This window comes from Thioclava sp. DLFJ4-1, assembly GCF_002020145.1.
Taxonomy (GTDB): Bacteria; Pseudomonadota; Alphaproteobacteria; order Rhodobacterales; family Rhodobacteraceae; genus Thioclava; species Thioclava sediminum.
The window spans coordinates 25,925-39,361 of record NZ_MPZT01000003.1 but is presented as its reverse complement, the minus strand read 5'-3'; the positions used below and the strand labels follow the sequence as shown (position 1 = coordinate 39,361).

The 13,437-nt window shown below is 65.4% G+C and carries 12 protein-coding genes; 2 read left to right on the top strand and 10 right to left on the bottom strand.

Annotated elements, in window-relative coordinates; translation table 11 throughout:
• Window positions 1–5: 5 nt before the first annotated feature.
• The 4 genes from BMI85_RS10075 to BMI85_RS10060 form a co-directional block, all read right to left on the bottom strand.
• Window positions 6–1,220, bottom strand: a complete 1,215-nt coding sequence (locus BMI85_RS10075; RefSeq protein ID WP_078601217.1) for a carbohydrate ABC transporter permease — start codon at window positions 1,218–1,220, stop codon at window positions 6–8.
• Window positions 1,217–2,452: a sugar ABC transporter permease gene (locus BMI85_RS10070; protein ID WP_078601216.1), complete on the bottom strand. Its 1,236-nt coding sequence runs from the start codon at window positions 2,450–2,452 to the stop codon at window positions 1,217–1,219. Before BMI85_RS10070 ends, BMI85_RS10075 begins: the two co-directional genes overlap by 4 nt.
• A gap of 81 nt (window positions 2,453–2,533) precedes the next feature.
• Window positions 2,534–3,895, bottom strand: a complete 1,362-nt coding sequence (locus BMI85_RS10065) for an extracellular solute-binding protein (RefSeq protein ID WP_078520997.1) — start codon at window positions 3,893–3,895, stop codon at window positions 2,534–2,536.
• A 30-nt stretch (window positions 3,896–3,925) separates the two neighbouring features.
• Window positions 3,926–5,005 carry a LacI family DNA-binding transcriptional regulator gene (locus BMI85_RS10060; protein WP_078601214.1) on the bottom strand — a complete coding sequence of 360 codons (1,080 nt, stop codon included), beginning with the start codon at window positions 5,003–5,005 and terminating at the stop codon, window positions 3,926–3,928.
• Between the two features lie 515 nt (window positions 5,006–5,520).
• Between BMI85_RS10060 and BMI85_RS10055 the strand changes: the two genes are divergently transcribed.
• Both BMI85_RS10055 and BMI85_RS10050 read left to right on the top strand, forming a co-directional pair.
• On the top strand, window positions 5,521–6,600 hold the full coding sequence (locus BMI85_RS10055) for a type III polyketide synthase (protein WP_078601212.1): 1,080 nt from the start codon (window positions 5,521–5,523) through the stop codon (window positions 6,598–6,600).
• Window positions 6,600–7,097: an isoprenylcysteine carboxylmethyltransferase family protein gene (locus BMI85_RS10050; protein ID WP_078601210.1), complete on the top strand. Its 498-nt coding sequence runs from the start codon at window positions 6,600–6,602 to the stop codon at window positions 7,095–7,097. The genes BMI85_RS10055 and BMI85_RS10050 overlap by 1 nt, the downstream gene beginning before the upstream one ends.
• A gap of 59 nt (window positions 7,098–7,156) precedes the next feature.
• Here the strand turns inward: BMI85_RS10050 and BMI85_RS10045 are convergent, their stop codons facing one another.
• The 6 genes from BMI85_RS10045 to BMI85_RS10020 are packed head-to-tail and all read right to left on the bottom strand — an operon-like array spanning window position 7,157 to window position 13,435.
• Window positions 7,157–8,512, bottom strand: coding sequence for a TRAP transporter large permease subunit (locus BMI85_RS10045; RefSeq protein ID WP_078521001.1), 1,356 nt, complete (start codon window positions 8,510–8,512; stop codon window positions 7,157–7,159).
• On the bottom strand, window positions 8,512–8,994 hold the full coding sequence (locus BMI85_RS10040) for a TRAP transporter small permease subunit (protein ID WP_078521002.1): 483 nt from the start codon (window positions 8,992–8,994) through the stop codon (window positions 8,512–8,514). Before BMI85_RS10040 ends, BMI85_RS10045 begins: the two co-directional genes overlap by 1 nt.
• A gap of 20 nt (window positions 8,995–9,014) precedes the next feature.
• The gene (locus BMI85_RS10035; RefSeq protein WP_078601208.1) at window positions 9,015–10,064 is read right to left on the bottom strand and encodes a TRAP transporter substrate-binding protein; all 1,050 of its coding nucleotides are present in this window, start codon (window positions 10,062–10,064) and stop codon (window positions 9,015–9,017) included.
• Window positions 10,065–10,110: 46 nt separating this feature from the next.
• On the bottom strand, window positions 10,111–11,280 hold the full coding sequence (gene pobA, locus BMI85_RS10030; RefSeq protein WP_078601206.1) for a 4-hydroxybenzoate 3-monooxygenase: 1,170 nt from the start codon (window positions 11,278–11,280) through the stop codon (window positions 10,111–10,113).
• On the bottom strand, window positions 11,277–12,596 hold the full coding sequence (locus BMI85_RS10025; protein WP_168174772.1) for a lyase family protein: 1,320 nt from the start codon (window positions 12,594–12,596) through the stop codon (window positions 11,277–11,279). Before BMI85_RS10025 ends, pobA begins: the two co-directional genes overlap by 4 nt.
• Window positions 12,593–13,435, bottom strand: a complete 843-nt coding sequence (locus BMI85_RS10020; protein ID WP_078601559.1) for a 3-keto-5-aminohexanoate cleavage protein — start codon at window positions 13,433–13,435, stop codon at window positions 12,593–12,595. Before BMI85_RS10020 ends, BMI85_RS10025 begins: the two co-directional genes overlap by 4 nt.
• Between the last annotated feature and the right edge of the window lie 2 nt (window positions 13,436–13,437).

Here is a 13,437-nt window from a genome sequence, read left to right as displayed (position 1 = left end):
ATATCTTATCCTTTCACCGCGCCGGCCGTCAGGCCGCGGGTCATGAAACGTTCGAGCCCGAGGAACAGCGCCATGATCGGCACCGTCGCGATGACGGCGCCCGCCATCAGGTGCTGGCGCGGGATCTCGGAGGAGTTGAGCGAGGCGATGCCCCGCGTGAGGGTGAATTTGCTGGGATCGTCGAGCAGCATGAAGGCGAGCAGGAACTCGTTCCATGCGATCATGAAGACATAGAGCCCGACCGAAGCCATCGCGGGCAGCGCCAGCGGCAGGGTGATCTTCCAGATCACCTTGAGCCGCGAAAGCCCGTCCATCAGCCCCGCCTCCTCGACCTCCACAGGGAGGCCGCGGAAATAGCCCTGCAGCATGTACAGCGCGACCGGGATCGTGGTGACCGGGTAGATCATGACGATCCCGAGGATCGAGTTGCGCAGACCGACCATCGAGTAGGCGATGTAGATCGGCAGCGCGAGCACGATCATCGGCACCATGTAGATCAGCAGGATGCCGCGCGAGAACACTTTCTGCCCGCGGAAGCGCAGCCGCGCCACCGCATAGGCGCCGGGCACCGAGAACAGCAGCGTCAGCAGCACGGTCAGCACCGAGACGTAGAAACTCGTCCAGAGGTAGCGCCCGAAATGGAACCGCGTCATCAACTCGTAATAGCTGTCGAACAGGTGCCAGCCCCGGCTCAGGTCGATCGAGAAATCGAGCGGGTTGAGCATCAGCTGCTGCTGCGACTTCATCGAGGTCATGACCATCACGTAGAACGGGATGACCACGATCGCGGTGAAGAAGATGTAGCCAAAGCCGGTGAGGAAGCGGATCACCGCATCCTCGAACTGGTGGCGGGTGAGCGCACCGAACCGCAGCTCGCGCAGGATCGAGTTGAGCGGGATCGAGACCGCTCCCGCCAGCACCACGCTGAGTGCGACGCGCCAGACAAAGTTGAAGCTGTCGTCGAATTGCAGCGCGCCGAGGCCCACCGCCATCAGCGCCAGCGCCACGAATACCGCCACCGCATCCGCGGCCCAGCGATTGGCGATGCGCACGCGGGAAAACCCGGTCGCAAGCCCGAGGATCAGCGACCCGATCAGAGCGGGCTTGGCCGCAGCGCCGGTCGCAAAGGAGATCGCGACCCCCAGCGTGACCGACATGACCAGCGCCCAGAGCGCGCCGATGATCGGCCCGGTGAGATAGCCTTTATGCAGGATTTTCATAGCCCTTCCTCCCGACTCATGGTGCGGAAGAACAGCCCCGAGAAGACCAGAAGGCAGGCGAAGATCACCACGGCGACCGCGGCACCCGCACCGATATTCGACACCGCGAAAGCCTGTTCGTAGACATTGACCGTCAGGACCCGCGTGCCGGCATTGCCGCCGGTGAGCAGGAAGATGTCGTCGAACTTGTTGAAGGTCCAGATGAAGCGCAGCAGGAACAGGACCGAGAGGATCCCCAGCAGCTGCGGCATCGAGAGATACCAGAATTTCTGGAAAGGCGAGGCCCCGTCCATATCCGCCGCCTCATACATATCCGTGTCGATGCTCTGCATCCGCGCGAGGATGAAGAGGAACGAGAGCGGGAAATAGCGCCAGATCTCGAACACCGTCACCATGATCAGCGCGAGCGGCTTGGCACCGAAGAAGTTGATCGCGCCTTCGCTCACGCCCATCTGCACCAGCAGCGCGTTGGCGGAGCCCGAATAGGGATCGAACAGCGTGATCCATGTGAAGGCCACGGCGATCACCGGGGCCACATAGGGAAAGAGGTAAAGCCCGCGCAGGATACCCTGCCCGCGGAAGCTTTTGTTGAGCAGCAGCGCCGCGAACAGCCCCACGACCAGCGCGCCGAGCGTGCCGAAGACCGTGTAGAACAGCGTGATGCCCAGAACGCTCCAGAACTCGCTGCCCGAAAAGAGCTGGCGGAAGTTGTCGAGCGTGAAGGTGGAATTCGTCAGAACGTTCGAGACGTGACCGGTCGCCGTAACCTTGGCGTCACGCATCGCGCGCTCTGCCTCGCGGGTGTCCCCCGTCACCTGCGCATCGACGCGGAAGCGCTCGTTCGCGCCGGCCTCGAGCGTGCCGAAATCGCAAGACAGGTCCTGCCCGTCCATCGCGCAGCCCTGCGGCAGATCGCCGGTCAGCGTCACGCCCTCGGGCAGGGTCACGTTCAGCGCAGCCTTGGTCATCTCCTGCTCGCGCGAGGGGTTGATGACGCGCAGCTCCAGAAGCGCCTGATCGCCGCGTTCGCGCAGCGCGACCCGCGTGCGGATCTCGGCCGGACGCAGATCGCCCAGCGTCACCGGCTTGAAGGAGATCCAGAAGATCGCCAGCAGCGGCACGATCACGACAAGCGCCACGATCGCGATGGTCGGGAACAGCAGGCCCCAGGCCAGGCGCGCCTCGCGACGGGCAAGCGCGCCGCGCCCCTTGGGCGGCGATATGTCAGTCATGACAGTCTCCAATCCATGCAGTCAGAGCGGGCTTTGGTCCCGGGGCAAGGCGCAGCCGCCCTGCCCCGGCCAGAGGTCGGATCAGTTGATCTTGCCCAGCTCGTCGTTCATCTTCGCGACCGCATCCTCGGCCGAGATGTTGCCGTCGATGAAGTCGCGCACAACCCGGTTGATGACCTGGCTGTTGAGCATCTTCGAGGCCAGCGCGAGCTGCCCGTCCTTCACGCCCCAGCGTTGCGCGGTGTCGAGACCCTTGGTGATCTCGTCGACCACGGCCGGCGCGTAAAGATCCTTGAGCGGCGCCTTGCGATCCACGCCCACCGGCAGGGTCGCCCAGAGCTTGGTGAACTTCTCCGGATCCGCATCGGTGCCGCGACGGGTCGGGAACTTGCCCTCCGGCGCGATCGACAGCGTCTGCTCGTAGCCGTCATTCATCGAGTAATCGACGAATTGCTCGGCCGCTTCGGTGTCGGCATCGGCGGTGATGGTGAAGTAACGCAGGTCCGCCCAGCTCGCACCGTCGGGGTTCGACGGGCCCGCGAGGTTGGTCACGACGCCGGTATCCTTCGACAGCTCGGTCGAGGTCGGATCGTCGTTGATCATCGGCGGAGCGCTGTCACGCAGACCGGCCAGCTCGTCGAGGATGAAGGGCGACCACATGATCATCGCCGCCTTGCCCGCGAAATACAGCTCGCGCGACTGCTTCCAGTAGTTCTCGCCGGGCGGGGAGGCGTCGGCCAGCTTCTTGTAGAAGTTCAGCACCTCGACCGTCTTCTTCTCATCGAGAGGCTTGAAGCCGTCCGGTCCCACCGGCGAGACGCCGTTGGCGAGGAAGATCTGTTCGAGGATCTGGCTCATGTAGTTTTCGTCGACCTTGGTCGCGGCAACGAAACCATACATGCTCGGCGGATTGTTGAGCTTGTCGAGCGCGGCTTCGATCGACTTGAAATCGGTCGGCGGCGCGAGGCCCGCCTTGTCGAACAGGTCCTTGCGATAAAGGATCATCTGGGTCCAGCCATCGACCGGCACGGCGGCGTAATCGCCATCCGTCTCGACCATTTTCAGCGCACCGGGCGCGAAGGTCGCCGGATCGAGCTTGTCGACCACATCGGTGCTCGCCAGCGTGTCGACGATGCCCGCATCGGTCCAGGGCAGCACGTTTTGCAGCGGCGTGTAGATCACGTCGGGCAGATCACCCGCTGCAAAAGCGGCGGTCGCGCGCTGGTTCAGGTCGCTCTCCGTGACCGGGATCACGTCGACGGTGATGCCGGTCTTGGCCTTGAAGTCGTCGGCCATCTGCTGCTGCTTGGCCAGACGCTCGGGCTGTTCCTCGGTGGTCCAGAACTTGATCGTCTCGGCCTGCACCGCGACGGCGCCCGCCATCAGCGCCAGCACGGTCGAGCCCATCAGCATCGCCGTTTTATGTCCTCGAATTAGCTTCATTTACTTTCCTCCCGGTAGATTGCGTTTCTCTTATGGGTCGACCGGCGGCCCATCGGAGCCTCCCGGTTCCAGTTGCGCCGCCACCAATTCCGTCAGCTCTCCGGGCGGCGCACCGCGGAGCTGCGCGATCAGCAGTGACGCGAGACGCGCGCCCGCGTGCTGGCTGTCGACTGCGAATGTCGTGAGGGGCGGATCGACCATCCGGCCCTCGGGAATACCGTCATAGGAGATGATCGACAGGTCGCGCCCGATCGTCAGCCCCCGCTCGCGCGCCACGTCATAGGCCCCCAGCGCGGTCGCGTCCGTGGAATAGACGATCGCGGTCGGGGGATGTGGCAGATCGAGCAGATCGCGCGCCGCCTGCGCCCCTTCCGAACGGTCGGAGATTTCCATCAGCTCGAGCTCGGGATCGAAGGGCAGCCCGGCCTCTTCCAGCCCCTCGCGGTAGCCGTCCCGGCGCAGCAGCGCGAAATTGTAGCTCGCATGCGACCCGGCGAAGGCGATGCGGCGATGACCGAAGCCCGCCAATCGCGCGACCGCGGCACGCATCGCGCCCTCGCCATCCACGTCGTACCACGACAGACCCGGATCGGGCTGGCCGTGACCAGTGCGGCCGAACAGCACGAAGGGCACGTGTTTCGCCTGCAGGAACTTCACCCGCGGGTCCACGACCTGCGTCCGCGGCAGGATGAAGCCGTCGACCTTGTGCTCCTGCAAGAGCCGCGTGACCGTATCCTCCATCTCCTCGCGCGAATTCGACGAGGCGATCGTCAGCGTCCAGCCTTCCAGCGAGGCCTCCTGCGTGATCCCGCCAAGGAAATCCGTGAGGAAAGGCCCGTAGCGGTCCGGCGCGTCCAGTTCGAGCACCAGCCCCAGCGCCCGCACCCGCCCCGTGCGCACGGCCTGCGCATAGGGCATCGGCGCATAGCCCATCTCGGCGGCGACGCGCGCCACGCGCTCGCGGGTCTCGGGAGAGATGTCGGAATAATTATTGAGCGCCCGCGACACGGTGCTCTTGGTCAGGCCCAGCGCCTGCGCCAGATCAGAAATCCGCACCCGGCGCGGCGCCGGTTCGGACGGTTTCTTATTTGTGTCGCGAATCTCCTCCATGGCGAGAGACTAGGTTAACGAAACCGATTTCGTAAAGCCGAAACCGGTTTCGAAACACGAATTCGGCCTCAAGTCGCCGTGTGCCGCGCTGCGGCAATGTGGCTAGTGACGGTCCAACTTTAGGCCCGGGAATTTTTGGAAAATCTCGCGAAATCAGGCTACTAAAGGACGACTTTGACACTGTGGAGGACCGTGCGTTTGCCGTCCTCTCTCGCTGCACCGGTAGTCCGCCAGCGCCCGGCCCGGGGAAACATCGCCCCATTGCGATCACAGCTTGGTGTTGAAGACAAAACCGCCGCGCGCGCCTATCGAAGAAAATCCCCTATTCACATGCTGTTACGCGCGACTGTTAAGCGACCCGGCTTCGCCGCCCGGCGCCAGCTCCCTTTCCTTGCAGCTGAACCAAAGGTCCCTCTCGTCCGTTGACTTCCAGGGCAATCCAAACGCGCCCCCGAGTTTTTCAAAAGTTTCCTCAAGGACTGACCAGCATCAGCCTTCAGCGGAAAGGAATTGCCATGTCAGTTTATCTCCACGGTCTGTCGACTGCCCTGCCGCCGTATTGTCTCGCGCAATCCGAGGTGCGTAAGCGCGCCGAGATCATCTTCGGCGAGACCTACCCGCAATTCGAGCGGCTCTCGAAGACCTTCGACACGGCCGGGATCGACCGGCGCTATTCGGTCGTGCCGATCGATTGGTTCTCGGAAGAGCACGGCTGGGCTGATCGCAACGCGGCTTTCATGGAGGGTGCGAAGGCGCTATTCATCGACGCGGCGCAGGCGGCCCTCGACACCGCAGGCTGGCAGGGCTCGGAGGTCGATTGCGTGGTCACCGTCTGCTCGACTGGGCTCGCGACGCCCTCGCTCGAGGCGCAGGTGCTGGGCGAGATGGGATTTCGCAATGACATCATGCGCGTGCCGATCTTCGGTCTGGGCTGCGCGGGCGGCGTCTCGGGGCTGTCGACGGCACAATCCATCGCGGCGGGGCGGCCCGGCGCAAAGGTTCTGCTCGTCGTGGTCGAAACCTGCTCGCTTTCCTTCCGCGCGGACCGGATGCAGAAGGCCGATATCGTGGCGGCCGTGCTGTTTGCGGACGGCGCGGCGGCGGCTTGCGTCAGCACCGAGGCGCCTGGCACGGGTCAGGTGATCTCGCTCGGTCAGGGGCACCAGAAGACATGGCCCGACACGCTCGACATCATGGGCTGGGATGTGGACGAGATCGGTTTCGGCGTGATCTTCGACCGCTCGATCCCGGGCTTCGTCACGTCCGAGTTCGCGGAGGCAGCCGATGGCGCGCTCAAGGCCGCGAACCTCAACCATGACGAGATCGACCGCTATGTCTGCCACCCCGGCGGCGCGAAGGTCGTGGAGGCGATCGAGGGTGCGCTGCATCTGGAACAGGGCGTGCTGGATGCCGAGCGCAACGTGCTGCGCGAGGCGGGCAACATGTCGGCGCCCACGATGCTGTTCGTGATGCGGGCGGTGTTGGACGCGGGCAAGACCGGGCAGATGATGGGCTGCGCACTCGGCCCCGGCTTCACCGCTTCCTTCCTGCCCTTCCATGTCGGCCCGGCCCAAAGCGAGAGGGAGGCCGCCTGATGGTCCTCCCGAGCCTCCTGTTCCTGGCTTTCATCGTCGTGCAACGGCTGAGCGAGCTGGTCATCGCCAAGCGCAACACCGCCCGGCTTCTGGCGCGCGGGGCCTATGAGGTCGGCGCGTCGCATTACCCGGTGATGGTCGCGATGCACAGCGCCTGGATTCTTTGCCTGATCGTCTTCGGGCTCGGCCAGCCGGTCCACCTCGGCTGGCTCGCGATCTTCGCGGTCTTGCAGGTCCTGCGCGTCTGGATTCTCACCAGCCTCGGCGGTCGCTGGACGACGCGGATCATCATCCTCGACGAGCCGCTGGTCGCACGCGGGCCGTTCAAATACGTCTCGCACCCCAATTACATGCTGGTCGTGGCGGAGATTTTCGTGGCCCCGATGGTGTTGGGGCTTTTCTGGGTCGCGGTGCTGTTCACCGTGCTGAACGCGGCGATGCTCTGGGTGCGGATCGGGGTCGAACACAAGGCCCTCGCCCCGATGCGCGCTGTCTGAATGCGAAACGGGGGGCGATTGTGCGCCCCCCGCTCTATCTCATCCGTTCATACGATTGCTCAGCCGCCAAGCACACGTGGCAGCCACAGCGTCAGCGCCGGGAAGCCCAGCAGCAGTGCGACGCGCACCAGCTCGGACAGGAAGAACGGGAAGACGCCCCGGAAGGTGGTGCCCATCGGCACGTTCTTCGCCAGCGCCGAGATCACGAAGACATTCATCCCCACAGGCGGCGTGATCAGTCCTAGCTCCACCACGACAAGCGCGAGGATACCGAACCAGACCTTCAGCTCGTCGGTCGAGAGGCCGAAGCCAGAGCCGTCCGCCATCTGGTAGAGCCCGCCATTGATCTCGACCAGCACCGGCCAGAAGAAAGGCAGCACCAGGAGGATCATCGACATCGAGTCCATCAGGCAGCCCAGCACGATCAGCGCGATCAGCAGGATCGCCATCACCATCATCGGCGGCAGACCGGAATTCACCGCCATATCGGCAGCCGCCTGCGGCACCCCTGCCCGCGACATGAAGATCTTCAGAAGCTCGGCCCCCAGCAGGATCAGGTAGATCATGCCCGTGGTGCCCGCCGTCTCGAGGATCGACGAGCGCATCGCCTCGCGCGACATCAGCCCGCGGAAAAGCCCGTAGACGAAGACCGCGAAGACACCGATCGCAGCGGCGGGCGTGGGGTTGTAGAAGCCCGCATAGATGCCGCCGATCACGACGCCGAAGATGCCCAGCACCGGCAGCACGCCGCGCGTGGCCGCCCAGAACTCGGCCTTGTCCGACACGCCCTGCGCGGGGCCTGCGCTCGGCACGAGGCGGACATAGATCGCGATGGTCATCAGGAACAGCACGACGGCGATCAGACCGGGGATCAGCGCGGCCATGAACATGGTGACGATATTGGCCTCGACGATCACCGCGTAGATCACGAGGATCACCGAGGGCGGGATCAGGATGCCCAGAACGCCGCCCGCCGCGACCGAACCGGTCGCGAGTGCGGGCGAGTAGTTGTAGCGCTCCAGCTCCGGCAGGGCGACCTTGCCCATCGTCGAGGCGGTGGCGAGCGAAGAGCCGCAGACCGCGCCGAAGCCCGCACAGGCGGCGATCGAGGCCATCGCGGTGCCGCCGCGCATCCAGCCGAACCACGCGTTCGCGGCGCGGAACATATCACGCGATAGGCCCGTCTTGGTGGCCAGCGCCCCCATCAGGACGAACATGGGCACGACCGAGAGGTCATAGATCGAGAATTGGCCGTAAGCGAGCGTCTTCAATTGGCTCAGCAGGATCGCCGGGCCGTTGATGATCGCGGTGCCGCCAGCGCCCACGACGATCATGGCATAGGCGATGGGCACACGCATCACGATGAGCCCCACGAGAATGGCGAGGCCCAGCAGGCCGAGAGTAATCGGGTCCATCAGGCACGCCCCGTCCAGTTGTCCCGCAGGCTCAGCGCTGCGGCGATGAAAAGTAGCGCCAGCGAAGCAAGCGCGGGAAGGTAGGCCCACCAGACCGGGATCTGCAGGATCGTGGTGGCGAGCGAATAGGATTTCTGGTCGAGCATCCCGAAATACATCCGCCACAGCAGAAGCGCCGCGAAGCCCAGCGCCAGCACCGAGCCGATGGCCGAGAAGCGGCGCTGCACGGCGGCGCTCAGTTTCGAGGTGAAGATATCCGCCGTCACGTTCTGATCGGCGAGTTGGCAATAGGGCAGGAACATGAAGGCCGCGATGGCGACCCCCATCTCCGTCAGCTCGAAGTCTCCCGCGAAGGGCAGCCCGATAAAGCCGCCCACCACGGTCCAGACGTTTACGGCGACGATCGCTGCAAGCACCCCGCCTCCGGCGAGGGCCCAGGCATAGATCGCCTTGCGCAAGAAAGTCTCGGTTGCAGAATGCATGATCGTCGCCGCTCCGTTGGTTACTGGCTCGCCAGGTTCTTTTCTTCTTCAGCGGTCAGCTCGCGGGCTTCTTTCACCAGCGCCGGACCGTCGATGCCTTGGCCTTTCACCTCGTCTTCCCAACGGGTGACGACCGGCTGCATCGCGTCTTTGAAGGCTTGGGTCTCATCGGCCGAGAGCGTGATCAGCTCGTTGCCATCCGCTTCGGCGGCCTTGATCCCGTTATTGTCGCTGGTGCGCCAGATATCACCGACCTGCTTCAGCCACTCTTCGTCGGAGGCCTTGCGGAACGCCGCCTTGACGTCGTCGGGCAGGCTGTCCCATTTCGCCTTGTTCATCGACACCTGGAAGATCGAGGTGCCCAGACGCCAATGGTCCTGACCTTCGATCTGATACTGGGTCTGCTGCTGCAGCTTCAGCGCGGGGATGATCTCCCACGGGATCAGCGCACCGTCGACGACCTTCTTCGAGAGCGCCTGCGGCAGTTCCGGCACCGGCATCGCGACCGGCTGCGCGTTCAGCGCCTCGATCACCCAAGCGCCCGTGCGCGACGGCGTACGCAGCTTCATGCCCTTCACGTCGGCGGGGCTGTGAACCGGGGTATCCACGGTGTGGATGCCGTTGCCCGCATGGGCGTGCAGGAACATCACTTCGAGGCCCTTGTCCTCGTATTCCTGCTTCAGCTCCTTATCGAACATGTCGCGCATCGCGAGGTTGGTCGCGGCCGGGTCGTTGTTGAAGACGGTCGGCAGTTCGAACACCTCGGTGCGCGGGAAGAGACCGGGCGTGTAGCCGTTGAGCGTCCAGATCAGATCGACCACGCCGTCACGCGCCTGCTGCACCAGCTCGGGCGGGCGACCACCCAGCGTCATCGCCGGGTAGATGTCGATCTTGACCTTGCCGTTCGACAGCTCTTCGACGCGCTTGGCCCAGGGCTCAAGCATCTGCGTCTGCACCGGCGCCTTGGCGCCAAGGAAATGGTGCAGCTTGAGGGTGATCTCCTGTGCGAAGCTCCCGCTCGCCCAAAGCATGGCTGCGGCGCTCAGCCCCAGCAGTTTCGAAAATTTCATCATTTTTCCTCCCTTTGTGCCCCGCGCGCGGGGGCGGTTCGGCCTGTCAGTAAGGCAGGCCCACGTAGTTTTCGGCAAAGCTCTTGCGTGCGGTCTCCGACATTTGGAGATACTCGAACTCCGCGCGCTGCATCCGGCGCTCGAACGCACCCGTTTCCGGGAAATCGTGCAGCATCGAGGTCATCCACCACGAGAAGCGCTCGCATTTCCAGACCCGCGACAGCGCCGTCTCGGAATAGGCGTCGAGCCCTTCGGACGTGCCGTGGTTGTAGAACCGATCGAAGGCGCGGTGCAAATAGTAGACGTCGGACGCCGCGAGGTTCAGGCCCTTCGCGCCGGTCGGCGGCACGATATGGGCGCTGTCGCCCGCAAGGAACAGACGCCCGTGGCGCATCGGCTCGGAGACGAAGCTGCGCAGCGGCGCGATCGACATCTCCAGCGGCTCGCCGGTGACCAGCGTCTCGGCCACATCGGCCGGGATGCGGGTGCGCAGCTCGTCCCAGAACCGCTCGGCGGGCCAGTCTTCGAGCTTCTCGCTGAGCGCGACCTGGACGTAATAGCGGCTCAGCGTGGGCGAGCGCATCGAACACAGCGCAAAGCCCCGATCATGGGCAGCATAAATCAGCTCGGGCGCGGCGGGCGGCGTCTCCGACAGAAGGCCGAGCCAGCCGAACGGATAGGCGCGCTCGAATTCCTGACGATGGCGTTCCGGGATCGCAGTGCGCGAGGGCCCGTGGAAGCCGTCGCAGCCCGCGACGAAATCGGCGGTCAGGGTCTTGGCCTCGCCCTCATGGGTGAAATGCACGGTGACACCGTCGCCTTCGATGCCTTCGATCGCGGTCACCTCGGCCTCGTGCAGCACCGTGCCGCCGCGCGCATCGCGGGCGGCATACAGGTCCTGCGTCACCTCGGTCTGGCCATAGACCATCACGCCGCGGCCCGTCAGGTCCTTGATGTCGATATTGAGCCGCTCGTCATGCCACGAGATCTCGACCCCGTCATGGATTTCGCCCTGACGGTCCATCCGCGCGCCCACGTCTGCGGCGCGCAGCAGATCAACGGTGCCCTGTTCGAGCACCCCGGCCCGGATCCGCGACAGAACATAGTCGCGCGAGCGCCGTTCGAGCACGACGCTCTCGATCCCATGCAGGTCGAGCAATTGCGACAGCAGCAGCCCGGCCGGGCCCCCACCGATGATAGCGACTTGGGTCTTCATGCGTCTCCTCCGCAAAGGTCATTGCAGCGCTGCGCAAAAGCGCGCGCCTGCGCCGGGGCCTGCCCTGCCGCCAGAAGCGGATCGGTCAGGGTGTCCCCGTCGAGTTCGGGATAGGCGGCCAGAAGCGCCGCCACCGGATCGGGTGCGGCCATCGCCTCTTGCACCGCTGTCTTCGCCGCGTTGCGCGGCAGCGTCTTGGCGAGCGTGAAGATCGCGCGCTCGGCGTAAGGGCCGAACCCCGCCGCCTCGAGATTGGCGCGCATTCGGGGGCCGTCGGCCTCGAGCCCTTGCAGCATCTCTTCGGCGAGGCGCAGCGACGCGCCACAGGCCACTAGGATCGGGCGCAGGCTCATCCATTCCAGCGCCCAGGCGGCGCCGTCGCGGAACTGACCATGCAGTGCGGATTCGAAAAGGCTGACCTGCAGATGCGCGGCGTGACGGGCCAGTGCGATAAGCGCCTCGGCGGCCACGGGGTTCGATTTATGCGGCATGGTGGACGAGCCGCCCCCCGCGATCCGCACCTCGTTGATCCCCGACTGCGCGAGCGTCACCACATCCGTGCCGATCTTGCCCAGCGAGCCGGTCAGCAGCACCGCCTGCGCGCCGGTCGCGGCCATCGCGTCGCGGCGGCTGTGCCACGGCTGATCCTCGGCCTGCAGGCCCAGCGCCGCGGTCATGCGGTTGCGCACCGGCTGCGCCTTGTCGCCCAGCGCCGCATCGGTACCGACCGCGCCATGCAGCGAGACCCGGCCCGCGCCTTGCATCACGGCCATTCGCGCCGCCGCGTCGATCAGCGGCTGCCCCCAGGACGCCACCAGCGCGCCGAAGGTCACCGGCAGGCCGATCTGGCTGCGGGTGCGCCCGGCCATCACCGTCTCCGCCTCGCGCCCGGCCAGCGCGCCGGTGGTGCGGATCACGCGCCGCAGCCGCGCCGCGATCACGGCGAGCGCCTGCGTCATCACAAGCGCCGTCGCGCTGTCGATAATGTCCTGCGAGGTCGCCCCCCAATGGAGCGCCTGCCCTGCCTCTTCCGACAGCTTGCCACGCAAATCGCTCAGCAGCGCCGGAACCGGCACGCCATCGCGCGCAGCCCCTGCGGCCAGCGTCGCGGGATCGGGCTGATAGCCGGTCAGCTTGTCCGCAATCTCGGCAGCCGCGCTCTCGGACACGACGCCTTCGGCCGCGCAGGCCTCGGCCAATGCCACCTCGACCCGCACCATTGCAGCCAGCAATGCGGCATCGCCAAGCATCGCACCCAGTTCCGGATCGCCGTAGAGACCGGACCAGAGCGGGCTGTCGAGGGGAGAGAGGCTCATGCGGCCCCCTTCATCGGCAATGCGAGGATCTCGCGCGCCTGCTGCCATGTGGCAACCGGACGGCCCGCCTTTTCGCACAGATCGACCGTGCGCTGCACCAGCGCCGCATTCGAGGGCGCGAGCGTGTCCCGATCAAGCCGGATGTTGTCCTCCAGCCCGGTGCGGCAATGGCCGCCGGTCTCGATGCACCATTGGTTGACGATCGCCTGCCCCGGCCCGACACCCGCCGCGCACCATGTCGCCTCGGGCAGAACGCGCGCACGGGTCTCGCGCATGAAATCAAAGGCCGCGCGGTCGACCGGCATCGCGTTCTTCACGCCCATCACGAATTGCACATGGACATTCGCGGGCAGCCGCCCGTCGCCGACCAGCTTCGCGGCCTGAAAGATGTGGCTGAGGTCGAAGCATTCGATCTCGGGGCGCACATCGTAGGTCTTCATCTCGGAGGCCAGCCAGTCGACCAGATCCGGCGGGTTCTCATAGACCCGCGTCGGAAAGTTGTTCGACCCGACCGAGAGCGAGGCCATATCGGGCCGCAAGGGCAGCATCCCGCCACGCGTCTTGCCCGCGCCGGACCGGCCGCCGGTGGAGAGCTGCACGATCATGCCGGGGCAATGCTGGTGCAGCCCCTCCATCAGCCGCGCGAAGCGGTCGGGGTCGGAACTCGGCGAGCCGTCCTCGTTGCGCACATGGCAATGCGCGATGGTCGCGCCCGCCTCGAACGCGGCCTGCGTCGACTCGATCTGCTCGGAGATCGTGATCGGCACAGCGGGGTTGTCGGATTGCTGCGGCACGGAGCCGGTGATCGCGACACAGATGATGCAAGGGTCCTGGGTCATGG

Bases quoted from the DNA above. Each gene is read 5' to 3' on its own strand.
- BMI85_RS10045 (WP_078521001.1), bottom strand. From the start codon at position 8,512: ATGGACCCGATTACTCTCGGCCTGCTGGGCCTCGCCATTCTCGTGGGG.
- BMI85_RS10050 (WP_078601210.1), top strand. From the start codon at position 6,600: ATGGTCCTCCCGAGCCTCCTGTTCCTGGCTTTCATCGTCGTGCAACGG.
- BMI85_RS10065 (WP_078520997.1), bottom strand. From the start codon at position 3,895: ATGAAGCTAATTCGAGGACATAAAACGGCGATGCTGATGGGCTCGACC.
- BMI85_RS10075 (WP_078601217.1), bottom strand. From the start codon at position 1,220: ATGAAAATCCTGCATAAAGGCTATCTCACCGGGCCGATCATCGGCGCG.
- BMI85_RS10060 (WP_078601214.1), bottom strand. From the start codon at position 5,005: ATGGAGGAGATTCGCGACACAAATAAGAAACCGTCCGAACCGGCGCCG.
- pobA (WP_078601206.1), bottom strand. From the start codon at position 11,280: ATGAAGACCCAAGTCGCTATCATCGGTGGGGGCCCGGCCGGGCTGCTG.
- BMI85_RS10020 (WP_078601559.1), bottom strand. From the start codon at position 13,435: ATGACCCAGGACCCTTGCATCATCTGTGTCGCGATCACCGGCTCCGTG.
- BMI85_RS10040 (WP_078521002.1), bottom strand. From the start codon at position 8,994: ATGCATTCTGCAACCGAGACTTTCTTGCGCAAGGCGATCTATGCCTGG.
- BMI85_RS10070 (WP_078601216.1), bottom strand. From the start codon at position 2,452: ATGACTGACATATCGCCGCCCAAGGGGCGCGGCGCGCTTGCCCGTCGC.
- BMI85_RS10055 (WP_078601212.1), top strand. From the start codon at position 5,521: ATGTCAGTTTATCTCCACGGTCTGTCGACTGCCCTGCCGCCGTATTGT.
- BMI85_RS10035 (WP_078601208.1), bottom strand. From the start codon at position 10,064: ATGAAATTTTCGAAACTGCTGGGGCTGAGCGCCGCAGCCATGCTTTGG.
- BMI85_RS10025 (WP_168174772.1), bottom strand. From the start codon at position 12,596: ATGAGCCTCTCTCCCCTCGACAGCCCGCTCTGGTCCGGTCTCTACGGC.